19 protein-coding genes and 1 tRNA gene are annotated in these 23,202 nt (G+C 31.0%); 6 read left to right on the top strand and 14 right to left on the bottom strand.

The window, feature by feature from the left end; translation table 11 throughout:
- Nucleotides 1-45 precede the first annotated feature (45 nt).
- The 8 genes from pstB to Q0J35_RS03410 form a co-directional block, all read right to left on the bottom strand.
- A complete protein-coding gene (pstB, locus tag Q0J35_RS03445) occupies nt 46-786 on the bottom strand; it encodes a phosphate ABC transporter ATP-binding protein PstB (RefSeq protein ID WP_297193145.1) in 741 nt (246 codons plus the stop codon).
- Nucleotides 780-1,877, bottom strand: a complete 1,098-nt coding sequence (pstA, locus tag Q0J35_RS03440; protein ID WP_094325361.1) for a phosphate ABC transporter permease PstA — start codon at nt 1,875-1,877, stop codon at nt 780-782. Before pstA ends, pstB begins: the two co-directional genes overlap by 7 nt.
- The gene (gene pstC / locus Q0J35_RS03435) at nt 1,874-2,788 is read right to left on the bottom strand and encodes a phosphate ABC transporter permease subunit PstC (RefSeq protein WP_297193144.1); all 915 of its coding nucleotides are present in this window, start codon (nt 2,786-2,788) and stop codon (nt 1,874-1,876) included. The genes pstA and pstC overlap by 4 nt, the downstream gene beginning before the upstream one ends.
- Entirely contained in the window at nt 2,785-3,774 is a 990-nt protein-coding gene (locus Q0J35_RS03430; protein ID WP_297193143.1) for a substrate-binding domain-containing protein, read from the bottom strand. The genes pstC and Q0J35_RS03430 overlap by 4 nt, the downstream gene beginning before the upstream one ends.
- A 202-nt stretch (nt 3,775-3,976) precedes the next feature.
- The gene (locus Q0J35_RS03425; RefSeq protein ID WP_297193142.1) at nt 3,977-4,282 is read right to left on the bottom strand and encodes a type ISP restriction/modification enzyme; all 306 of its coding nucleotides are present in this window, start codon (nt 4,280-4,282) and stop codon (nt 3,977-3,979) included.
- A gap of 139 nt (nt 4,283-4,421) precedes the next feature.
- On the bottom strand, nt 4,422-7,769 hold the full coding sequence (locus Q0J35_RS03420; protein ID WP_297193141.1) for a type ISP restriction/modification enzyme: 3,348 nt from the start codon (nt 7,767-7,769) through the stop codon (nt 4,422-4,424).
- A gap of 195 nt (nt 7,770-7,964) precedes the next feature.
- Nucleotides 7,965-8,507 (bottom strand): outer membrane beta-barrel protein, encoded by a 543-nt coding sequence (locus Q0J35_RS03415; RefSeq protein ID WP_297193140.1) that lies wholly within the window; start codon nt 8,505-8,507, stop codon nt 7,965-7,967.
- Between the two features lie 46 nt (nt 8,508-8,553).
- Nucleotides 8,554-9,201 (bottom strand): outer membrane beta-barrel protein, encoded by a 648-nt coding sequence (locus tag Q0J35_RS03410; RefSeq protein WP_273337574.1) that lies wholly within the window; start codon nt 9,199-9,201, stop codon nt 8,554-8,556.
- 218 nt (nt 9,202-9,419) lie between these two features.
- On the opposite strand from Q0J35_RS03410, the gene Q0J35_RS03405 reads away from it, so the two are divergent.
- The 4 genes from Q0J35_RS03405 (at nt 9,420) to Q0J35_RS03390 (ending at nt 13,549) form a co-directional block, all read left to right on the top strand.
- Nucleotides 9,420-9,917, top strand: a complete 498-nt coding sequence (locus tag Q0J35_RS03405; RefSeq protein WP_297193139.1) for a ferritin — start codon at nt 9,420-9,422, stop codon at nt 9,915-9,917.
- Nucleotides 9,918-9,987: 70 nt separating this feature from the next.
- On the top strand, nt 9,988-11,361 hold the full coding sequence (locus tag Q0J35_RS03400; RefSeq protein WP_297193138.1) for an MBOAT family O-acyltransferase: 1,374 nt from the start codon (nt 9,988-9,990) through the stop codon (nt 11,359-11,361).
- The gene (locus Q0J35_RS03395) at nt 11,361-12,362 is read left to right on the top strand and encodes a DUF459 domain-containing protein (protein ID WP_297193137.1); all 1,002 of its coding nucleotides are present in this window, start codon (nt 11,361-11,363) and stop codon (nt 12,360-12,362) included. The genes Q0J35_RS03400 and Q0J35_RS03395 overlap by 1 nt, the downstream gene beginning before the upstream one ends.
- Nucleotides 12,359-13,549, top strand: coding sequence for a GDSL-type esterase/lipase family protein (locus Q0J35_RS03390; RefSeq protein ID WP_297193136.1), 1,191 nt, complete (start codon nt 12,359-12,361; stop codon nt 13,547-13,549). The genes Q0J35_RS03395 and Q0J35_RS03390 overlap by 4 nt, the downstream gene beginning before the upstream one ends.
- On the opposite strand, the gene Q0J35_RS03385 is transcribed toward Q0J35_RS03390, so the two are convergent.
- A complete protein-coding gene (locus tag Q0J35_RS03385) occupies nt 13,535-13,987 on the bottom strand; it encodes a low molecular weight protein-tyrosine-phosphatase (RefSeq protein WP_297193135.1) in 453 nt (150 codons plus the stop codon). The genes Q0J35_RS03390 and Q0J35_RS03385 overlap by 15 nt on opposite strands.
- 48 nt (nt 13,988-14,035) lie before the next feature.
- On the opposite strand from Q0J35_RS03385, the gene Q0J35_RS03380 reads away from it, so the two are divergent.
- Complete coding sequence (locus Q0J35_RS03380; RefSeq protein WP_297193134.1) at nt 14,036-15,211, top strand: MFS transporter; 1,176 nt, start codon at nt 14,036-14,038, stop codon at nt 15,209-15,211.
- Here Q0J35_RS03380 and Q0J35_RS03375 read toward each other — a convergent pair.
- The 5 genes from Q0J35_RS03375 to Q0J35_RS03355 all read right to left on the bottom strand — a co-directional run bounded on the left by Q0J35_RS03375 (nt 15,208) and on the right by Q0J35_RS03355 (nt 22,856).
- Nucleotides 15,208-17,373: a polyribonucleotide nucleotidyltransferase gene (locus Q0J35_RS03375; protein ID WP_297193133.1), complete on the bottom strand. Its 2,166-nt coding sequence runs from the start codon at nt 17,371-17,373 to the stop codon at nt 15,208-15,210. The two genes, Q0J35_RS03380 and Q0J35_RS03375, sit on opposite strands and share 4 nt — an antisense overlap.
- Before the next feature lie 55 nt (nt 17,374-17,428).
- Nucleotides 17,429-19,519, bottom strand: coding sequence for an LPS-assembly protein LptD (locus Q0J35_RS03370; protein WP_297193132.1), 2,091 nt, complete (start codon nt 19,517-19,519; stop codon nt 17,429-17,431).
- Nucleotides 19,512-19,958, bottom strand: a complete 447-nt coding sequence (locus Q0J35_RS03365; RefSeq protein ID WP_297193131.1) for an RDD family protein — start codon at nt 19,956-19,958, stop codon at nt 19,512-19,514. The genes Q0J35_RS03370 and Q0J35_RS03365 overlap by 8 nt, the downstream gene beginning before the upstream one ends.
- A complete protein-coding gene (gene purD / locus Q0J35_RS03360) occupies nt 19,955-21,202 on the bottom strand; it encodes a phosphoribosylamine--glycine ligase (RefSeq protein WP_297193130.1) in 1,248 nt (415 codons plus the stop codon). Before purD ends, Q0J35_RS03365 begins: the two co-directional genes overlap by 4 nt.
- Nucleotides 21,203-21,434: 232 nt before the next feature.
- Nucleotides 21,435-22,856, bottom strand: coding sequence for a hypothetical protein (locus Q0J35_RS03355; protein ID WP_297193129.1), 1,422 nt, complete (start codon nt 22,854-22,856; stop codon nt 21,435-21,437).
- Between the two features lie 169 nt (nt 22,857-23,025).
- On the opposite strand from Q0J35_RS03355, the gene Q0J35_RS03350 reads away from it, so the two are divergent.
- Nucleotides 23,026-23,112 (top strand) — tRNA-Leu (locus Q0J35_RS03350).
- Nucleotides 23,113-23,202: the final 90 nt, after the last annotated feature.

Genomic DNA, 23,202 nt, shown 5'->3' with positions numbered 1-23,202 from the left:
TTTGCATTGTATTTTTACATCAAACAAAGCTTTATAAAAGCAAGATTAACCAAAAGCACCGCTTAAGTAAGCCTTTGTTTTTTCTTCCTTTGGATTTTCGAAAAATTCTTTACTTTCCCCAAATTCTACAAGCTCTCCTAAGTGAAAAAAAGCAGTGTAATCAGCGACACGTTTTCCTTGCTGCATATTATGAGTAACCATTATCATAGAAAGATTGTGGCTAAGCTCTTTTAAAAGCTCCTCAATAACGCCAGATGAGATAGGATCAAGTGCTGAAGTTGGTTCATCAAGTAACAATAGGCTTGGATTTATAGCCAAAGCTCTAGCTATACAAAGTCTTTGTTGCTGACCTCCAGATAATGCCATAGCATTTGTTTTAAGCTTATCTTTTACTTCCTCAAATAAACCAACCTTTCTAAGACAAGATTCAACTAAAGCTCTTTCCTCATCTTTGCTCTTTATCATATGATGAAGTCTAGGTGCATAGGCTATATTTTCATAAATGCTTTTTACAAAGACATTTGGTTGCTGAAAAACCATACCAACCCTCTTTCTCAGCACAACAACATCTTGAGAACGAACATCTTTGCCGCCGACTTCTACAAGTCCGCTAATCTTTGCTATCTTATCATTCATTCTATTAAAACAACGAAGAAAAGTGGATTTACCACAACCAGAAGCACCTATTAAAGCTGTTATTTTATTTCTAGCTATCTGCATATTTATATCAAATAAAGCTTGTTTTTTGCCATAAAAAAGATTTAAATTTACTACTTTTGCTACCACGAATGTTTTCCTTGAAAGTATTTTCTTAAGAGTATCGCACTTAGATTAAGCACAACTAAAAGAGCCAAAAGAACTAAAATTCCGGCTGCAGCCCTTTCTAAAAAAGCCCTCTCTGGCATAGAAGCCCAATTATAAATCAAGGCAGGTAAAACCGTTGTTGGCTCACTCAAAGAAGCAGCTACATCAGGTATAAAAGCTATCATACCTATGATCATCAAAGGAGCAGTTTCTCCTATAGCTTGGGCTAGTGCTAAGATAGAACCAGTAAGTATCATAGGCATAGCAAGTGGCAAAATGATACCTTTTACCATTTGCCATTTTGTAAAACCTAGTGCCTCGGCTGCATTTTTCATACTCACATCTACACTTTTTAAAGCTGCTTTTGTAGATACTATTATAATAGGAAGAGACATTATCGCTAAGGTAAGACCGCCGACAAGAGCAGAGGAACGTGGCATACCAAAAAAATTTATAAAAAGACCAAGTCCTAAAAGTCCGAAAATTATACTAGGAATTCCTGCTAAATTATTTATGCAAACCTCTATGGTATGAGTTAGTAAATTTTGTTTAGCAAATTCCTCTAAATAAATAGCCGTAGCAACACCTATTGGCACAGCTACTACCATACACACAATCATACAAAGCAAGGTTCCTACAACGGAAGCTAAAATACCAGAATTTTCGGGTGCTACCTTAGAATCTCCATTAGCAAAAAAAGATATATTAAATTTCCTTTTTACCTCATTTTCTTGCATAAGTCTAAAAACTAGATACCTATCCCATTCTTCAAGACGGTTAAATTTATTTTTAACAAATTGATCAACTTCAGAATTTGCAAGCATCCATCTTGGAAAAGTTAAATTTTGCTCAGTTCTTAAAACTCTTCTTTCTGTTCTTGATAATAAATTTTTAACAGAATCATTGCTATCTTCTTTAATTAAAACATAAGTCTGACTAAATGCTGGAAATGCAAGATAAGTGATACTTCCTAAAAATATTATCAAAAATACCATATTTATATAAAGCCCTGTTTTGCAAAACAGTTTAAATCTCTTAGATGATTTCTTGCGTTGCTTTAAAAATATTTTCATAAACTTTTTCCTTTATGAAATTTATTAATTAAATAAACGCTTATCATATTTATAATAAGAGTTATGATAAATAAAGAAAGCCCGAGAGAAAAAGCACTCAAGGCTAAAGAACTATCAAAAGCTTGATCTCCTTGCAAGGCTTGAACTATATGCACTGTAACCGTTGTCATATCTTCAAGAAAATTAAAGCTCATATTAGGTCTTAAAGAAGCAGCCATAACAACTATCATAGTTTCGCCCAATGCCCTTGAAAGTGCTAAAAGACAAGCAGCTATAATGCCTGGCATAGCCTCTGGTAAAACCACAGCAAAAACAACTTCTTTTCTAGTCATACCAAGTGCATACGCCGCATTTATCCTTTTTGCATTAACAGCCTCGATACAGTCTTGAGACAAAGACGCAACTATAGGAACTATCATTATACCCATTATAAAACCTGCTCCTAAAGCACTTTCATAGCTAGCTTCTATACCTAAAGCCCCAAAAAACATAACTATAAAAGGGGCTATAACTATAACAGCAAAAAATCCAAAAACAACGGTAGGAATTCCTGCTATGACTTCTAAAACAGGTTTTAAGTAATTTTTGGACTTTTTACCAGCAAAGCAACCAAGATAAATAGCACACATAACACCTAAAGGAAGAGCTGTTATCATAGCTATAACAGAGATATAAAAGGTGCCCCAAAACAAAGAAGCAGCCCCGAATACACCGTGTCCGGTTGTCCCATCTATAGATACAAAAGCCGCATCAGCAGCCCATTGAGTAGAAAACAAGAAAGTAAAAATACTTTCTTTTTGGAAAAATTTAAGAGCTTCTATAAGCACAGTAAGCATAATGGCAAAACTCACCACAACGCTTACCAAAGCACATAGAAAAAGACTAAATTTTATAAGCTTTTCTCTTATCAAAATACCTTACCCGCTTTCACTAAATCATCATTTAAAATACCGGCATTATTTATATGTTCTTGAGTTTTCTTAAGCTCATCAGCATTCAAAGGAACCAAACCTATCTTTGATAACTCACCATTAGCAGCAGATAAATCATCACTCATATAAAGCTTTGCAAAGTCTATAGCAGCCTTGTTTTTAGCATTTACATATATGTATAAGGATCTTGCTAGGGAGTATTTGCCTTCTGAAATATTTTTTTCATTTGCTTCTATATTATCTATCTTTGCGGCTGAAATTTTGTCCTTATTAGAGGCTAAAAATCCGTAGCCAAAAAGCCCTACAGCATCTTTATCAGCCACAAGCTTAGTTACTATTAAATTATCATTTTCTCCGCTTGGTATATAAACGCCATCTTGTCTTATGGTTTTATATTTTCCAGATTCTTTTCCGTATTCTTTGAAATTCTTAGACTGCTTTACAAGCAAAAGCTCCTCTATAGTATCTCTTGTCCCTGAGCTTGAAGGTGGTCCATAAATTGAAATTTTTCTTTTTGGTAAAGAAGGGTCGATTTCATTCCAGTTTTTATAAGGATTTGGGATTAATTTTCCATTTTGAGGAATATCCTTAGCAAGAGCTAAAAAAAGTTGTTTCATAGTAACATTTAGAGGTATGTTGCTTTTATTTTGAGCTAAAACTATGCCATCGTAACCTATCATAACACCTAAGACATCTTTAACCCCATTTTTTTTACAAACATCAAATTCGCTTGGCTTAATAGCCCTTGAAGCATTTGCAACATCTATTTTATTTTCACAAAAAACTTTAAATCCGCCGCCGGTTCCTATACTTTCAACCACTGGCGTTCTAGTATTTTTCACAGCTGCATATTCTTCTGCTACAAAACTAGTAAATGGATAAACCGTAGATGAACCAGCTATTTTAAGCTCATTTGCAAACATTAAAGAAAAAGCACTTAAAGATAAGAAAATTGCTTTTCTCATATAAACTCCTTGAAAAATTTTCTTGAAAGTTTAAAAGAAAATGGAAACTTTTTGGAAACAAAGTATAGCATATTTTTAAATATCTGTTCGGATAAAATGTATTTTTAAGTAAATTTTAATCTTTTTGTTAAAAAATACATCAGTAAATTTAAATTTTAAAATCCCATTTTAAATAAACTAAGCTAAAAACTTTATACAGCTTTTAGCTAATAAAACTTATATTTGAAATTTCATTTTCTAGCTCTAGGCTTTTTGTAAGACTTTGGATTATCTTTTGAAAGTGTTCATAGTCAATCTCCTCTCCATTATGGCTCTTTAGGTATTTATCTAAGACTTGATAGCCCCCTATCTTATACGCCCATACCTCTTTGCTTACCTTATCAAAATATAAAGATTCATTGACAAAAAGCCTTTGCTCACTCTCTTTGTAACTTGGCTTTTCAATGATTAAAACCTTATTTTTCATATCTAAAAACAGCGGCTCACCGATGGATTCTAAAGCATTCATAAGCTTTCCTTATTATAAATATAAAGCGGGAAAGCATAGCTCCCGCTTCCCACTAGGTGTAAATCAATGATGTTTTGCGTGATGAAAATATTATCGATTTTATGTAGTTTGCAGCCCCTATCACACACAAGGGCGATATTTACTCTTTGCATAGAATCTTCCTTGCTCTCTTGGTGTTGTAAAGATAGAGAGGGAATATGTAGTTCCCTTCTTTGGTTTTGTTTGAGATATAGCACATCTCCATTATCGTGTGAGCTATGAATGTGTGTTTGTATTCCTGACTTGCTAACTGTCTTGGCAAGATTAGCCCAATATTGCGATTCATTCTCATTAATTTCTGTTCTCTCTCTCTCTCTCGATTGTCTGCCATTAAATGCACACTCATAAGCTCTAAGCCTAGTTTGCTTAAAGCGATAAACTTCTCTTTAGATTCTACAAAAGGGATTTTAGGAAAATCGTTTTTAAGAAAATCGATGTATTTTTCGCGGTAGTCTTTATGAAATAACACCGCATAGATATAGCCCAAAATCGCCTCGGGTGTGAGGGTGTGAGAATCTAAAAACAAATGTGGATTTGCCTTTATGTCCTTGAGATTCCAAGTGTATTTAGAATCCACAAAGGACCTAAACTCTGGCGTGAAATTCTCTATGCGCTCTTTTCCTTTGAAAATATCATTAGCCAAATCCTCATCGCTAAAGAGTCCATTTTCTTGTGTGTTTTTGGCATTCTTTTTGAGGTTTTTTTGTGTAGATTCTGTATTTTGGAGATAAAGGGGCATTACTTGTTCTCCACCCCTGCGATATAGGTTAATATCTACCATTTTATCGCTTATAAATGTTGCATCAAAGTTCTTTTCACCTATCGCACTTGCTTGCCTGCTTACAAGCAAGGCTTTGTTTTTAGAATCTTGCAAGAAATGCTCCATAACTTCGCCTCTTGGCATACAATGAAAACCCTTTGACTTCCCCGTGTAATAAGTCCAACGATAATCAAAGGGACGATAGTGGATTTTTACATAATTATTTGGACTATTGCCTGTATTTTTTAATTCTTTTTGTGCGTATTCCACTTTCCAATCCCTAGAATCTTGCCCTAAATTAAATTCCTTTCTAGCACTTTCAATGTCTAATTCTAAAAACCTCTTAATTCTACTTTTAAAGTCTTGCAACGATTTTTTGGAATCAGATTCTGACATCACAAATTTATCTCTACCACCTACAACCCCCACACTTGAGATTCTAAACATATCCTTAACACTTATGCCCTTGTCGTATTCCTCTCTTAAGCTCTCATTTTGTGGGATAAAGAGAAAAAAGGGAGGTTTTGGGTTTAGGCGATTCCAAGGGATAGAATCTAGGGTGTTGTCATACAAAAAGTTGTATTTGTCTTTGCGTTTGCCATAGAGGTCATAGTGATAGATTTGGCAGTGTGGCTCTTTAGATTCTGTGTGATTGCCCAAAGGCGAATTTCTATTTTTCATAAAGATATTAATGCTCACACCTTGCTGTATATCAAACACATTCTCATCTTTGCTATCATCAAGGGCAGATTCTTTTTTACGCGTACTGCCGTGCAAATCAAGGATATAGAGTGTATCAAAGCTTTGCATTAGATGATATCGCATACCGCGAAAAGTTGGGTTGTCTAAAAAGCTATTATTAGAGATAAAGGCAAAGATTCCAGAATCTTGATTTTCTATCTTGCTTTCAGCAAAGCGGATAAATTTCACATAATCATCAAGTAGCCACTTGGTGTTTTTCTCTTTTTCTATTTTATTATTTTTTAGAATAGCTGTTGGATTGTTTGGTGTCTCCATTGGGTTTTTATAGGCAACTTGCACTTCCTTTTCATACAAGCCCTTATTACTGCTTGCACCACTATAAGGAGGGTTGCCTGTGATAATTAAAATTTCTTTTTCTTTCACATTTTGAGCCTCTAAAAATTCATTTGAAAGCTCTTTTAATATTGACATTTGAGAAAAAATATTTTGATGTTTATTTTTATCGTCATCAAAATGTAGGGTATTTGTAAGTTTTATATTTAAAATTTCATATTCTTTTTTATCTGTATTTTCTAGAGCAAAGTTAAATTCATCTTTAAACACCTGAGATATTTTTAAATGTGCTATAACATAGGGAGCTATCAAAAGTTCAAAACCTTTAAAATTTTTTACAATCTTTTTAAAATATCTCTTAAAATCATCAAATTTAGGACTTTTTGAGCTAGGTATCTCATCTTTTACACCGTCATAAACCTTACGAAAAGCTTCAAGCAAAAAAGTTCCCGTGCCTGTGGCAAAGTCTAAAAGTGTAATTTTTTCACTATCAAGAGCTGTTACTAAACCTTTTTCTTGATTTAAATGTTTTTTTAAAGACAAATCTATACTATCTACTATAAATTTGACAACGGGAGTCGGGGTGTAATAAACCCCTCTAAGCTTTCTTAAGTCCTTATCATATTTGCTTAAAAAACTTTCATAAAAATGTATATAAGGGTCTTTATGTATATATTCACCATATAAATCTTTTTGAGAAATTTTGTTTAGCTCCCTTACCAAAGAGCCTATATCTATATGATTTATAATATTAATAATATCTTTTATAATGTATTTTATGTCCATATCAAGTTCGTCTAATTTTTCACTATCTAAGAAAGATAACATAGACTTTATGAGGGGAAAATTTTTAGGTATAAATCTTTTTGCATTATCAAGTTCTATTTTTTCATCTATATTTAGCCTAGCTAAAAACAAGCCGTAAGTTATCACCTGCGCAAAAGAATCAGCAAATTTATCATCATCTAAAATTCCTTTATACAAGATATCGTTAAATGTTTTATAGATTTGGATTATCTCATTATTATTGGTATTTTGCGAAAGCTTTTCTTTAAGCATTTTTGTCCTAATAGCTAAAGCATTTGCAAAATCAGAGGCAGAATTTATAGAACTTGGCTCTTTATTAAAAAAGATTTCAAAAAGATCTTCAAATTCCCTAGCCTTTTGTTTTAAGTCATATTCTTTAAAAAAGGAGCTTGAATCTTCTTTTTGCTTTAAAGATTTTGCTATATTTTTTAAATTTGTAAGCTCACAAAGATTTATAGATAGTAAAACTCGTAAATTATTTTTCTCGTCAAGGCTTAAAAGATGAAAATTTAAATAATCGCTTAGCAAGATGTTTTTACAAAGTTCGAAGTATTTAAAAATTTGCTCTTTTGCCTTTGCATCTTTAAAAAATTTTTCTATATCCTTTATGTCTTTTGAAACGGCTTTTAACTCTATAAGCCCTGATATAAGAGTATCTTTATATATGGTGTAATCAGGAATTAATATACTTTTGTGCCTTTTTTGCTCACTTAAAGAAAGTTTTTTACTAAATTTTAAAGAACTTTCCTTGATAAAAGAGTGAAAGGAATTGTTGTAAGAGTATTCGTTATCATCAAAGCTTAAGTTTTGTATGTTTTTTATGTAGTTTTTTAAAATTTCTAACACTAAAAATTTCCTTATTAATGAAAATACAAAATTATACAAAAAATTTAATACAAAAATCTTTTTACTAAAATCTTATGGAAAATTATAAAATATATACAGTTTAAATTTGTAAATTTCTAAGTATTTAGGAAAAATAAACTTTTAATAAATGTAGAGTTTATTTATTAAAAAAAAGCTTAACATATCTTATTTAAACTAAAAATGTAAAAAATACCTAATGCCTGTGTTGTCGGCTTGATGAATTTTTATGTGATTAAATTTGTATGTAGAAGCATTTATAGGTAAGCCAAATCGTCTGTAAAGCTCAAAACTATGTCCTCCTATAAAAGAAATTCTAAAACCAAAACTTAAGGCAGAATCAAAGGCATTTATGTAGCCTTGCTCCCTTATATCATAATTTATATAGCCAAGACTTATGCCTGTGTAAAGCCCCACTTCGTGTTCATAGCATTTGCAAAAATTATACAAGGCATCAAGATGGGTTAAAAAATTAGCACTTTTTACGAAAAAGCCTTTTTTGCTAAGCATATCCTCGCCGATTAAAGAGCCGTAGTTAAAATTTCCATAAATTCTAAAACCAAAGCTTTCATTAAAAAAGTGCTTATATCCAAGCAAGATGCCCATTCTATGTCCTTTTACATCTCGGTTTTTATAGGACAGGGTAGAAGCACTAAGCTCTTCATTTATCCTAAAATCTAGAGCATCCACGCCGAAAAAATAAGAGCTCTCCTCAGCCAAGCAAAGAGAGCAAATAAAAATAAGTAGAAATTTTTTAAGCATTATCTTAGAAATTTACTACATATCTAATGCCTGTTATATCAGGTCTTGACATCTTCATAGTTCTAGTTCTTACCTGGTCTCCATCAGCATATTTTATACCACCAGCTGTAAGGCTTTTACCAAAGCGTCTGTAAAGCTCTAAGCTATGTCTTTCAGAAAATACAGCTCTAAAGCCTATGTTAAAAGCCATATCCACGCCCTCAACAACGCCTATATTTGAGATGTGATAATCTATGTAGCCCAAGCTAAGACCTGCATAAGCACCAAAAATTCTGTTATCGCAGTCGCAAAAATTATACATCGCGTCAACATTTCCCATTATGCTCAAAGCACCAGCTGCCATTCTTTTATCGCCATTTTCTAAGCCCATTCTATCATATCCTAGCAAGGCGCCATAATCAAATTGCCCGTAAGCTCTTATACCAAAATTTTGGGTAAAAAAGTGTTTATAACCAGCTAAAAAACCTATTTTTAAGCCTTTTAAGCCTAAATTTTTCCAAGTTTTGCCATCATTTGGACCACCTATCTGGGTAACTTCTTGAGAGCCGTAGTTTCTAGCTATATCAATACCCATAAAGCCTCCGCTATTTTCAGCCTTTAAAAAGCTAGAGACAACTAAAAGAGATACTAAAAAAAGAAAAATTCTTTTCATAAAAATTACCTTTCTGTATGAAAATCACAAAAATAATTATAACTTAAAAAATCGTTTTTTTTTTTTTTGTATTTTTTAACAAAACTAAATATGAAAATTGTAGCAAATCTACACATAAAGCTTTAATAAAATTGATAATAAATATTATATAAATTTTTAAGAAAAATACTGCTAAAATTTAAATATTAAAATTTTTAAAAAGACTTAAAGGAGAAAAAATGTTATCAAAGGAAGTAATAGCCTTACTTAATGAACAAATAGAAAAAGAAATGTTTGCTTCAAATCTTTATCTTTCTATGAGTTCTTGGTGTTTTGAAAATAGCTATGACGGTGCTGGGCAATTTTTGTTTCAACACGCTGGAGAGGAAAGCGAACATGCCAAGAAGCTAGTAACTTACTTGAATGAGACAGATTCTCATGTAAAACTCGCTTCTATACCTAGCCCTGATGATAGTTTTAAATCTTTGCTTGACGTTTTTGAAAAAACATACGAACACGAATGTTTTATAACAAAATCAATAAATGAGCTAGTTGATTTTATGTTAAAGCATAAAGACTATTCTACTTTTAATTTTCTGCAATGGTATGTAGCAGAGCAACACGAAGAAGAAGCCTTGTTTAGAGGAATAGTTGATAAAATAAAACTCATAAAAGATAATGCAAATGGACTTTATCTAGCAGATCAATACATAAAAAGCTTGGTTAATAAAATTTAACTTTTTTCTAAGGCTAGAGTGGTTATAATCTAGCCTTGGTATTTATTTTTCTTACGGGTGTGCTATTAAAATGACTTATTTTTCTTTAGAATTTTCTATTATGATGATAGCCTTTTTTGCTATTTACTGGCTATTTAAGGAAAAATACAAAACTCAAAATTTACTTGTATTGTTTTTTAGTTACACCGTATATATACTTATAAATCCTTATTTTGCACTTGTTTTATTTGTATATACATTTTTTATACATTATTTTGCACTTTTAATTTTTGTAAGAAGAAAAAAATACATATTTTTAGCTTGTATAGCTTGTGTGATACTAAATCTATCTTTTTTCAAATACTTTCCTAGCATAAAAGATAGTTTTGATATGTTTTTGGCTTTTTTTGGTTTTGAGTATTTAGATAGCGATTTGATATTTCCTATAGGTATAAGCTTTTATGTTTTCTCTTCAATAACATACCTTGTAAATGTATATAAAGAGAATAAAATAGAAAGTTTTTTAAATTTAGCTATGTATTTATCGTTCTTCCCTACCCTTTTAAGTGGTCCTATAATGAGAAGCACTTTCTTTTTTGAACAAATTCATAAAAAAAGAGAATTTAAACATATAAATTTGATTATAGTATTATTGCTTTTTGGAATAGTAAAAAAAGTTTTAATAGCAAATTATCTTGGTTTGTATTCTAAAGAAATTTTAAACGATCCTTCAAATTACAATTTCTTAGAATTGCTTTGTGCGATTTATGCTTTTTCTGTGCAAATATACTGTGATTTTAGTGGCTATGTTGATTTGGTTTGTGCCTTTGCCTTAATGCTTGGCTTTACTTTACCAGCAAATTTTAATATGCCATATCTAGCCAAAAATTTACAAGATTTTTGGAAAAGATGGCATATATCACTTTCCACTTTCATAAGGGATTATGTATATATACCTCTTGGAGGAAATAAAAAGGGTAAAATAAGAACATATTTAAACCTAATGTTTGCCTTCATAATATCAGGGATTTGGCACGGTAATACAATAAATTTCTTAATATGGGGACTTTTGCATGGGCTTGGGGTTGTGTTTTTACACCTGCCTTTAGTAAAAAAAATAAAACTTAGTAAAATTCCTTATTTGTCAGTATTTCTTACATTTCATTTTGTAGCTTTTGCCTGGATATTTTTTTACTATCCTAATTTTTCATCTGCATTAGAATATCTAGTATCTTGCTATAATAATTTCTTTATGAAAGTAGAATATAATGATATATATGTTTTTGTCGGATTTGTAGCTATTTTTATAAGCTATCCTTTGTTTATAAATTTTAAAGACTACTGTGTAAAGATACTTGCTATAACACCTTTGCTTTTAAAGCCTATATTATTAGCACTTATTCTGCTTTTAATATTTGCTTTTATGCCAAGTGGGATACCACAGTTTATATATGAGAGTTTTTGATGAGAGTTCTTAAATTTTTCTTCATATTAGTAAGCACTTTTTTAATAGTATCTTTTGTTATGAATAAAAGTATAATTTCTTATCTTGAACAAAGATACCATATATACATTTCACTTGACAATGATATACTAAATGAAGCTAATGCTTTCAAAAATAAACTAGAACAGATAAAAACCGTTATAAGCGATGACCCTTTTAACAAAAATTATGAAATTTTAGTAGAATTAGCAAGAAAAAAAGAAAGTAATGCTAGTTTAGAAACTGAGCAATTTTTAAGCATTTCTGGTCAAAATTTTCAAGAAAATATACAAAACAACAATGCAGATGAAAATTTAAGCGAACAAAATAACAGCGTAGCAGAGATAAAAATAGACACAAACTTAACTGTAAAAGATGATGAAGAGTTTCTAATCATAGGAGATTCTTTAATGCAAGGCGTAGCACTTTCTCTAGTAAGGGATCTAAAAGCCTTAGGTATAGATAGTATAAATTTAAGTAAGCAAAATACGGGACTTTCTTATAAGTCTTATTTTGATTGGGCTAAAGCAACGGAAGCTGCCTTTTTAAGCAATAATAAAATAAAATATCTTGTAGTATTGCTCGGAGCAAACGATCCTTGGGCTATAAAACAAAACAATAAATACCACGCCTTTAACAGCGATGAATGGCTTAAGATATATAAAAATAGAGTAAATGAGATAATACAAATAGCAAAACAAAATAAGACAAAAGTGATATGGTATGAAATACCTCCTGTGAAAGATAAAAATTTAAATTCAAAAATACAAGTATTAAACAAAATTTATGAAGAAATAAGCACGGCAAATAAAGAAATTTTTATACCTACAAAAGATAGCTTTAGTGAAAATGGAGAATACTCAAGCTATGTAAAAGATGAAAACAACAAAAGCGTAAAAGTGAGAGCAGATGATGGCACACATTTTAATGTAAGAGGTGCTAGAATAATGTCAAATTTACTGTTAAAACATATAAATAAATGAGAAAAATTTTATTATTTTTACTTACCTTATTTGTTAGTGCCTGTGTTTATATAGGGGTAGATGAAAGCCATAGGCAAAAAAAAGTAAAAGGCTCTATCAAAGATCTTGTGCAAACAAGCATACAAGATGGAAGTGCTATAAGAAGCTATGCAAGACATCAAGATATAATGCTGCTTAAGTCAAAGATTGATTCAGAAAATTTTGTTATGAGGATTTTTGGAGATTCTCATATGGCTGCTGATTTCTTTTCAAGAGAATTAAGAGCAAATTTTATAGAAGTGAATTCTATAGGATATATATATCCACTACAACCAAAATACCAACAAATCTTAACAGTATCATACGAAAGCAAAGACTTTGAACTTTTCAACTCAAAATCAAATACAAATTTTTCATATGCAATGGGTGGAATTTTAGCCGAATCAAAAAAAGAAGGTGCTTTTATAAAAATAGCCTCGAATTTAAAAGAGCAAAATTTCAATGTCAAGATATTTTACAAAGCTAAAAATAAGGGTTTTGTATTAAGCGATGAAAATAAAAGAAATTATGCATTAAAGAAAAAAGGGGACAAAAAATTTTCCAGTATTGAACTAAAAAACATTAACTTTCCAATACAAATAAAAGCTCTTGAAAAAAATGCTCAAATTGGTGGTTTGTTGATATATAAAGACGGTTACGACATAAAATTTTTAGATACTTTAGGTATAAATGGAGCAAGGTCTGATATATGGCTAAGATGGGATAAAGATAGCATGAAAGAAGCTTTTAAGACAGTTAAAAGCGATTTCATAATATTAGCTTATGGGTCAAACGACGCTTTTCTAAGTTCATTTGATAAAAAATATTTCAAAAAAAATTATAAAGATTTTATAAACTTTTTAAGACAAAATAATAAACATGTAAATATAATGCTAATATCTCCACCAACAGTAACTCAAAAAGTAGATGATGAGAATTACGAACTTAGCCCAAATTTTTATGCCGTAAGAGAAGCTATATATGAAATAGCAAAAGAAGAAAGGCTTATGCTATTTGATATGCATAATTTTATGCAAGAAAGTGGAGGTAAAGATTTGTGGATAGAACAAGGCTTAAGTCTTAAAGATGTCCATCTTAGCATAGACGGATATAAGCTAATGGCTGATAAATTTCAAAAAGATTTAAAAGCTTTCCTAGCAACCTTTTAGCTCTTTTAATAAATTCCTACAAGCAAGACTAAGTATGTTATAAGTTTCTTCAAAATCTCCACTATACCAAGGATCAGGGACCTCTTTGTAGTTTAATTCTTTAGCAAATTCACAAATTTTTTTAAGTTTATGAGATACGTTTTTATAATTTTGTAAAACTGTTTTATAGTTAGAATTATCCATAGTAATTATAAAATCACTCTCATCACACATATTTTGGCTTAATTTTTTACTTACAAAGCTAATTACCCTTACGCCCTTTTCTTTGAGCTTAGCCTTTGTTTTATAATGCATATCCTCTCCATTATGTGCTCCAGATGTGCCAGCACTCAAAACATTAATCACAATCTTTTCTTTCTCAAGCAAATCTTTCATTATGCATTCAGCCATAACAGAACGGCAAATATTTCCCAAACAAACAAAAACTATCTGCTTCAAAATGTATCCTTTAAACTTTTTTTATAAATTTTATCATACAATAATTTTATGAGAAATTTTAAAAAAACATTACTGGTTTGTTGGTTTGGTGTTTTTGTAACGAGTATTGGACTTAGCCAAATAGCACCTGTTTTGCCATTTTATCTAAGAGAGCTTGGACTTACAAAATACGATGATATAGCATTTTATTCCGGTCTTGCTTGGGGCATAACGCCTCTTCTTGTAAGTATTTTTACACCTGTTTGGGGGTTTTTAGGTGCAAAATTTGGCTATAAAAGTATGCTATTAAGAGCATCTCTTGGAATGGCTATATTAACGCTTATGTTAGCTTTTGCAAGAGATGTTTTTGATGTTGTTACGATAAGAGCTTTAACCGGCATTGTCGCAGGGTTTAATTCAACTGCAGTTATATTTATAGCTATGAAAGCACCAAAAAAATTTGCAGCATACGCACTTGGCACGCTTTCAACAGCCTCTGTAAGCGGTAGTTTGATAGGTCCTTTGTTTGGTGGCTTGGTAGCTGAATTCATAGGACTTAGATTTTTATTTGCTATAGTAGCTTTTTTTCTATTTTGTTCTTTTATAACTATGTGCTTTGTAAGCGATATAAAAAACAACAAGGTCAATAAAATAGAAAAAGAAAGTAAAAAAACAAATTTTTCTATGGTAATGGTGCTTTGCATACTAACATTTGTTATAAATTTTGCTGTCTTTGGAATAGCTCCTGTTTTGAGTATTTATGTGGAAGAAATACATAAAAACGGAGAATTGATAGTTTTTTACGCTGGTTTGGTGGTTGCAGCAAGTGGCATAAGCAATATATTTTTTGCTGCTAAAATAGGGAAAATAGCAGATAAAATAGGTTATGAAAAAATCATAACAATATCTTTGCTTTTTTCTGCACTTGTTTTTTATTTACAAATTTTTGCAGAAACTGTTTTAATGCTGGTAGTGTTAAGACTACTCTTTGGTGTGGCACTTGGTGGATTAGCTCCTTGCGTTAATGCTATGCTTAAGAAAATAAGCGATAAAAGCAAATTAAGTTTAGTTTTATCGATAAATCAGTCTTTTTTTGCTCTTGGAGGCTTTGCAAGTGGCTTTGGGAATGGGTACTTAGTCGCTTTATTTAATGTAAAAACCACATTTCTTATAATAGCACTGCTATTTTTTTCAAGTGCAGTGCTATTTTTTATATCAAGCAGGATATTAAAAGACAAATACTAGCACAAGTCTAATGCTATCTTGCCATTTTTTATTTCTGAAATTTTTACCTTTAACTTATCGTTTTCTTTTAGCTTATCCTTAAATTTGGAAATATGCAAAAGCCCATCAACACCATCTCTTAATTCTATAAATGCTCCAAAACCTGTGATGGATTTCACCACTCCTAAAAATTCCTCTCCTATAGAAAACTCATCTTCTATATTTTTTCTAGGAGATTTTTTTCTATCAAATTTATTATCCTTAGAAGTTATGCTTATGATATAATCTTTTGCGGCTTTTACCTGTTCGTTTTGATTTCCAGCTATTTTAACTTCGCCTTTTTCTCTATCTAAATCAACAGAAACACCGAATTTCTCTATAATCTCTTTTATAGTTTTGCCAGCTTGCCCTATTATATCTACTATTTTTGAAGGATCTACGCTAAAAAGCTCTAGTTTAGGTAAAACGTCTTCATTTACGACTATTTCATCGTTTGCTTTTTGCATAATATCTAAAATATAAACCCTAGCTTCTCTTGCTTGGTATAATGCCTCCTTAAGAGTCTTTGAATCTATACCGCCTAATTTTATATCCATTTGCAAAGCTGTTATGCCGTCTTTACTTCCAGCCACTTTAAAATCCATATCCCCATCGTGATCTTCAAGCCCCATTATGTCAGTTAAAATGGCATATCTATCATTGTCAAATATTAAGCCCATAGCAACTCCAGCCACAAGTTTTTGTGTATTAACCCCAGCTGCTCTTAATGCTAAAGAGCCTCCGCATACAGTAGCCATAGATGAAGAACCATTGCTTTCAAGTATCTCAGATACAAGTCTTATAACATAAGGATAATTTTCATCTACACTTGGATACAAAGCTCTTTTAGCTAAATTTCCGTGTCCAAGCTCTCTTCTTCCAGGTGCTTTTATAGGGCTTGCCTCGCCGACTGAAAAACCCGGAAAATTATAATTTACCATAAATCTCTCGCTTACTGTATCATCGATCAAGGTATCATAAAGCTGTGCATCACTATCGCTTCCTAATGTAGCTACGACAAGTGCTTGAGTTTGACCTCTAGTAAAAAGACAAGAACCGTGGGCATTTGGCAAGATATTTGTTTCTATACTTATATCTCTTACATCTTTTAAGCCTCTACCGTCAGCTCTTTTTCCTTCATCTAAAATTTGAGCTCTTACAATTTTTCTCTTAAAAGAATTTAAGGCTTTTATAACATCATCTTCTTGATATTTAGATGAGATAATATCAAGCTCTAAAAGCTCTTTAGCTATTTTATTTATCTCATCTGCTCTTTCGCTTTTAGCCATTTGATTAATAGCTTCTTTAAGCTTAAGCTCACAATTTTGCTCTACGAAAAGCAAAAGCTCATCATTTTCATTTTCTACTCTAAGCTCTAAGCTAGAAGTTTTTTTATGTTTGCCAAAAGCTTCTTCATAGGCATTTGAACCGTTTTCTATGGCTTTATTAGCTAATTCTAAAGCTTCTAAAGTTTCATCTTCGCTAAGCTCATTCATAAGCTGGTCAAAACTTAATGAATTAACCAAAACATCAGCAAAAGGCGTATTCATAGATAAAGCATCAGAATTAATGCTAGGCAATGCTCTCATTTCTATCATTAAAAGCTCATTTTTTACACCAGATACAAAAAGATCTAAAGTGCTTTGTTTTAACTCCTCGCTACTAGGGTTTAAAACAAACTCATCGTTAATTCTAGCTATTCTTACACCGCAAACAGGTGCTTTTATAGGTATATCACTAAGATAAAGTGCTACACTTGCGGCATTTAAACTAGCCACTTGTAAATCAACATCCTTATCAGCAGAAAGAACCATTACTACTATTTGGGTTGGATAATTATAGCCTTTTGGAAAAAGCGGTCTTAAGCTTCTATCGATAATTCTTGCCGTAAGTGTTTCTAAATCACTCGGTTTAGTTTCTCTTTTTATATATCCTCCAGGAATTTTACCTGCTGCATAAGCTTTTTCTATATATTGCACTGTAAGCGGTAAAAAATCCTCGTCAACAGCCTTACTGTCTCTAGCAACAGTAGCTAAAAGCACACAGTTTTTAATACGCATCAAAACAGCACCACTTGACTGTTTGGCAACCTTATCTATATCAAAAATTTCCGTATTTTTATTTAGTTCTATCTTGTATTGCATAAAATTCTCCTTATAATGTCAATATAGCTAAATTTTCATTACAAATAGCTAAAATTTATAAAGCTCCTACCATACTTTCATTTTCTTGAACAGCAAAGTCATAAGCAATGCCGCCTATAGGATATAAATTAAAAGTAAAATAAACTCCACTCTTAGAATTTGCTTTTATACCTCCGCTTGTAAGTTGAGGATCTATTCTTTCTCTATAAGTTAAAGAATAATTCCAACACTTTCTTTGAAACATATAACCAATCTCCCAAGAATTTATGTGTGCTCTTTGAGTATCAAACAAAATGCCAGAAATAAGTTTGTAATTTGAATTTAAATTATAATCTGCTCTAGCTGCTATAAAACTATATTTTGGGACTATGTTATTTACTGAATTTATATACTGTGCATCGTATTTATATGCATGTGAAAAATTAAATCTAAAATCCTTTAATTTTAAGTCCAAATAACTCAAAGATTTTATAAACCTATCCTGCTCGTAAGAGTATTCTAACTCATTGCTTATAGATATATCATCATTAAAAAAATATTGAACTAAATTATCAAAAGCTAAAGGGCTTAATGTTTCTGAATTATATGATACATTAAGCCTGTGTTTTATTTTTTTTTCTCCTTTTTCATCATAAAAATACTGAACCATTTTAGTGTTAAAAGAAGATACATCATCTGGAACCTGTATGAAATCTGGAGTAATTTGACCTGATTTTGCACCAACTAATAAATAATCAACGCCTATATATATAGTATGGTAAAAATCATTATAAGGCTTTGAAAGCTCTGTGTAAAGAGAAAAGTTGTGTGTGTTTCTTAGCAAATATTCATTATTTTTCAAATTAGCAGTAGCATTTGTGTAATCTGAAAAAACAGAATAAATCTCCTCTGTGAATTGAAATTGTAAAAAATCATCAAAAAGTTTTTGATGGTAGGTAATAGGTAGATTAAAATTAACCAAAGACGTACCCACGCCGACATCTCTGTAATATCTATTAAAATTTACATCAAAAGAATATTGAAAAGTATTTCCAAAAATTCCATTTAAAAAACGGTGATACTGAAAAGATGGATATTCTTGCAAGGTTGTGCTATTGCTTATCAAAGATGTATCTATATAGTAGTTTGCATATGCTGCATAATAGTTATTTTCATCTGCTAAAAAATAGCTAAATTTAGAAGTGGCTAATGATGTTAAGTCTCTATAATCTCTTCTACCTAAATTTAAATAATCAACATCGTTTAAATATATAAGATCAAGCCACAAACCTTCTTGCAAATGAGTATCCAAGCCTAACCAATCTATAAATAAATTGTCTCTATAATATTTTAATTCTAAACCTCTATGGCTTCTATTTTTCAAATTTTCTTTAATGTAATAATTTTTATTTTCTAAAAAAGTTCCAAAATTAAGCTCTCCACTAGAATACTCAGAATCCATAAATCTCAAACTAGAATATACACCAAAACCTCTAGATGTCCTTATTTGTGGATTAAACTGAAGATCCCAATTATCGTCAAAAACCAAATATATAGGCTGTTCATAATGTAAACCGTCATCTTGATTTATCTCAAATATAGGTATTAAAAGACCGCTTCTTCTTGAGGTATCAGCTGAAAAACCGATGTATGGAGTGTAAAAAACCGGAACATCTTTTACATAAAATTTAGCGTGATAAAGATGGACGAAATTATCATCTCTATCAAATTCACCCTCACTAAATCTTATCTCCCAATCTGGATTTTCCACATTACAGCTTGAAACTATGGAGTTTTTTCCATAAAATAAATCATCATTTAAAGTGCTTTGCTCACTTTTAAACCATACTTCCATATCGCTGTTTGCAAAAAAAAAGTTTTTAAAATAAGCCTCATTTGTGTGTAAATTTAATTTAGCATAACAAGAATTTGATCTATCTTTTTCATTTCTTAATATATTCACATCACCAAAAAGTTCTAAATCTTTGCTATTTTCATTATAGATAGCCTGATTCGCACTTATAAAATAAGAGTTTGAAAAGACTAAAACATCAGAATTTGCTTTGATAAAATTGCTTTCTTTGTTTATATCATTTGCGTATATATCAACCTCTTCTGCCTCTAACAAGGCTATACACAAAGCACAAAGAAGCGAAATTTTACGCAAGTTCAATCACCACAGTCTTTGCCACGTAATCTTGCCAAGTTTTTCTACTGTCATTACCAAAAGCCCAAAAATACCCCAACATAAAAGCATTTTCACTTACAAGTTTAACAGCTGATCTTAAGGCACTTTGCATTATATTTGGTTTATCAAGCACGGCTTCGTCTATTATGGCTATCTTACAAAAAAACTTACCAAGAGAAGCACCGTATAAAAAAGTAAATATAAAATGATATAAAAAAGTTATTATAACTATACTTAGTAAAACGTCTTGAGCTAAATCCACTGCACCTTCATAACTAACATTCATAAGCTCGTCAGAGAAAGTAAAAACAAGCAAAAGATTTATTATAACAGTATCTATAACATAAGCTGCTATCCTTTTGCCAAAAGAAGCTAGTTTTAAGCCTTCTCTTTCTAATCTTTGCTCAATTTCACTCATCTAAGTGCCTGATACGCTATATCTTTTCTATACTGCATACCATTAAATTTGACATTTTCACAAAGTTTATAAGCAGTATCTCTAGCTTCTTTAATATCATTACCTAAAGCAACACAAGCCAGAACTCTACCGCCGCTGGCTAATAACTTTCCATCTTTTAATGAAACACCAGCATATGCGATATGAGAATTTTCTGGTATAGATAAAATTTGAATTTCTGAAGCAACAGACTGTGAATAAGGATAATTTTCACTGGCACACACAACAGCAACTGCAGCTTTGTTTTTTAATTTTAATTCATAATTTTTCAAATTTTTATTTACACAAGCTAGTATCAAAGATAAAGGATCTTCAATTAAAGGCATTAAAACTTCGCATTCAGGATCTCCAAAACGAACATTAAATTCTAAAACATAAGGTTTTGAATTTACTATCATAAGACCAACAAAAAGAACCCCTTTAAACTCGTTTCCTTCTTTTGCCATAGCATTTAATGTAGGTTTTATTATATCTTCTTTTATTTCGGTTATTAATTTTTCACTAGCTAAGGGGCTTGGAGCATAAGCTCCCATACCACCGGTATTTGGTCCTTCATCATTATCTTTTAATTTTTTATGATCTTGTGCTAAAGGTAAAAGAACAAAATTTTCTCCATCGCAAAGGGCAAAAGCACTAAGTTCAAAACCTTCTAAAAATTCCTCTATGACAACTCTTTTTCCACTATCTCCAAAGCTTTTTCCACTAAGCATATCAGCACTAACTTTTAAGGCTTCTTCTTTACTTTGAGCTATAATAACGCCTTTTCCAGCACAAAGCCCATCAGCTTTTACTACTATTGGAGTATTTAATGTATCTATAAAAGAATTTATTTCGTCTAAATTTGAGCTTGATAAAAATCTAGCTGTTCTTATAGAATTTCTGCTTAAAAAATCTTTCATAAAAACTTTGGAGCTTTCTAGTTGAGCAGCTTTTTTGCTAGGACCAAAAATTTTCAAACCTCTTTTTTCAAAAATATCAACAACACCTTTTGCTAAAAAATCCTCACTACCGACTATGCAAAGATCTATACCATTTTCTTTGGAATAAGTAGCTAAATCTTCAAGCTCAAAATTTGATAAATTCGTTCCAAGCTTTGATGTAGCACCATTGCCTGGCATAAAAAATAATTCTACCTCACTATTTTTTATAAGAGCAAGGGCTATAGAGTATTCTCTAGCTCCACTACCTAAAATCAAAATTTTCATATTATTCTCCAAAAATACCCAAATGGTCGTTTAAAAGATGAGACCCCATTGTCTCAAAGAAACCGTTAGGCAAAGACTTAAGGCTACAGCTTCTCGCGTTTTTACACACTCAAACGAAGTCACAGAACACAGAGAATTTGCACATCACAGTAAATAAGTTAGTGTTGGATCCTCTTTTGTTTATCGAACCATTCAGGCAAAAAAATTATACTAAAATTTGTTTAATTCAAAACTAAATAAGCTTAAATTTAGTTTTGCCATATACATCAAATTTCTTACCTTCTAAAATTATATCTGCTACATTTTCCCAAGCAGTTTTTTCATCAAGATAGACTATATCAAATGTATTATCACGCATTAAAGATTGATAATTAACTTTTTTAGGAGCGTGTTTTACCAAATAATAAGGGCTTAGTGTAAAAATTTGTATCTTTATCTTTGTTAATAGCTCTAAATCATTTGTAACAACCAAGAATTTTTTTCTATGCTCTTTTTCTATTTTTTGAACATAGGCTAACAATGTTTGATCGCTTTGATTAAGCGAAGTTTTATCTAAACGACTTAAATAAAGCTCTGCAAATGAAACGGAGCAAAAAGCACTTTCTACATTATTTCTAGTAAAGTATGAATTTTTAACACCTGATGATTTTAAAGAAACATTCCAAATTCTAGTGTCCATTATAGTGGCACAAATATTTAGCCCAGAAATTATCTTTTGAAAAAGTTTTTCTCTTGATAGTTTAAAAGCGTTTTCAAAAACAGAATAGTTTTTTTTGTAAAATTCAGACCTTAAAGCCTCTAACCTAGCTGTAGAAGTTTTAAAATATTCTATTTCTTTAGCCAATTCTTCAATTCTTGATTGTTTTTGTTTTAATCTCTCTTGGTCTGGATTTGGCTTTGCACTTTGCATTTTATAATCCATTTTAGCACTTCTTAACTGATGCTCACAAGAAGATAGACGATTTTTTCTCTGATCTATTGCAGCAATTAAAGCTTGATAGTGACACTGTAATGAAAGAAATTTTTCATGAAAAATTTTTGTTATATTTAATATTTTTTGCTTATCCCTCATATCATTATATGAATTTTCAAGGTGCATAGTTATACTTTTTAAAGATGCAAATTGGGTTTGATTTATAGAATTATCCATAAAAATAAGCGTATCAAATGCCTTTAACAAAAACCTTTTTAAAATAAAATAATTAAGCATAACAGGAGCTTGTTCGCTGTTTTCCATATTAACTTTAAGAGATTCAACAGAAGAAATTTCTCCTTCAAAATGTTTTTGTATAGCTTGTGGTATGGTAATTGAAAGAGGTATATGATCTATAGTATCAAAATCTGTGCTTCTAAAAAGCTGTGTTATATATGCTGAACGTCTTTGATTTTGAATATCTTCAAGCTCATCATCATCATTGGTTCTCCAAAAATCCTGCTCTGTTATAAAATCGCCTTCTTTGAATTCTTGATACCTAGATGGTCTTATACTAGTTATTCTTTTACCGTCAGCGTGAAATTCTACAAAAACCCCAGAACTTGGCATACTTTTCTTATCATGCCAATTCTGCCTATTAAAATCAAAAAACGCCTTAGATAAATTCATAACAGTTCCTCTACCCGTAGCATCCATATATACCATTACTTTACCATGCATATAAAAAACCTTACTAATGTTTGAAAAACATAGACCAGTGATTATAATAAAAATATAATAAAACTAACATAAAATATAAAAAGCTTTTTGCTTAAAAAATATTTATTTGTTTTTATTAAAGTATTTTTAAACAAATAAAGATATAATTACCAGTCCTTAAAATCAAAAAGCCCAAGTGGTGAAACTGGTAGACGCGCTAGACTCAAAATCTAGTAAGGGCAACCTTGTGTCGGTTCGAGTCCGACCTTGGGCACCATATCCAAAAACAACCCCACCCCTTAATCTCTTTTTAAGCTTATTTGTATATAATTTCAACTTTCACTTCTTAAAAAAACACTCATAAACT

Origin of the sequence: uncultured Campylobacter sp., assembly GCF_944323605.1 — a bacterium.
Taxonomy (GTDB): Bacteria; Campylobacterota; Campylobacteria; order Campylobacterales; family Campylobacteraceae; genus Campylobacter_D.
The sequence above is the reverse complement of the archived record's forward strand: the minus strand, read 5'-3'. Positions and strand labels throughout refer to the sequence as shown.

Bases quoted from the DNA above. Each gene is read 5' to 3' on its own strand.
- pstA (WP_094325361.1), bottom strand. From the start codon at position 1,877: ATGAAAATATTTTTAAAGCAACGCAAGAAATCATCTAAGAGATTTAAA.
- Q0J35_RS03430 (WP_297193143.1), bottom strand. From the start codon at position 3,774: ATGAGAAAAGCAATTTTCTTATCTTTAAGTGCTTTTTCTTTAATGTTT.
- Q0J35_RS03425 (WP_297193142.1), bottom strand. From the start codon at position 4,282: ATGAATGCTTTAGAATCCATCGGTGAGCCGCTGTTTTTAGATATGAAA.
- Q0J35_RS03410 (WP_273337574.1), bottom strand. From the start codon at position 9,201: ATGAAAAGAATTTTTCTTTTTTTAGTATCTCTTTTAGTTGTCTCTAGC.
- Q0J35_RS03405 (WP_297193139.1), top strand. From the start codon at position 9,420: ATGTTATCAAAGGAAGTAATAGCCTTACTTAATGAACAAATAGAAAAA.
- Q0J35_RS03400 (WP_297193138.1), top strand. From the start codon at position 9,988: ATGACTTATTTTTCTTTAGAATTTTCTATTATGATGATAGCCTTTTTT.
- Q0J35_RS03395 (WP_297193137.1), top strand. From the start codon at position 11,361: ATGAGAGTTCTTAAATTTTTCTTCATATTAGTAAGCACTTTTTTAATA.
- Q0J35_RS03390 (WP_297193136.1), top strand. From the start codon at position 12,359: ATGAGAAAAATTTTATTATTTTTACTTACCTTATTTGTTAGTGCCTGT.
- Q0J35_RS03380 (WP_297193134.1), top strand. From the start codon at position 14,036: ATGAGAAATTTTAAAAAAACATTACTGGTTTGTTGGTTTGGTGTTTTT.
- Q0J35_RS03375 (WP_297193133.1), bottom strand. From the start codon at position 17,373: ATGCAATACAAGATAGAACTAAATAAAAATACGGAAATTTTTGATATA.
- Q0J35_RS03365 (WP_297193131.1), bottom strand. From the start codon at position 19,958: ATGAGTGAAATTGAGCAAAGATTAGAAAGAGAAGGCTTAAAACTAGCT.
- purD (WP_297193130.1), bottom strand. From the start codon at position 21,202: ATGAAAATTTTGATTTTAGGTAGTGGAGCTAGAGAATACTCTATAGCC.
- Q0J35_RS03355 (WP_297193129.1), bottom strand. From the start codon at position 22,856: ATGCATGGTAAAGTAATGGTATATATGGATGCTACGGGTAGAGGAACT.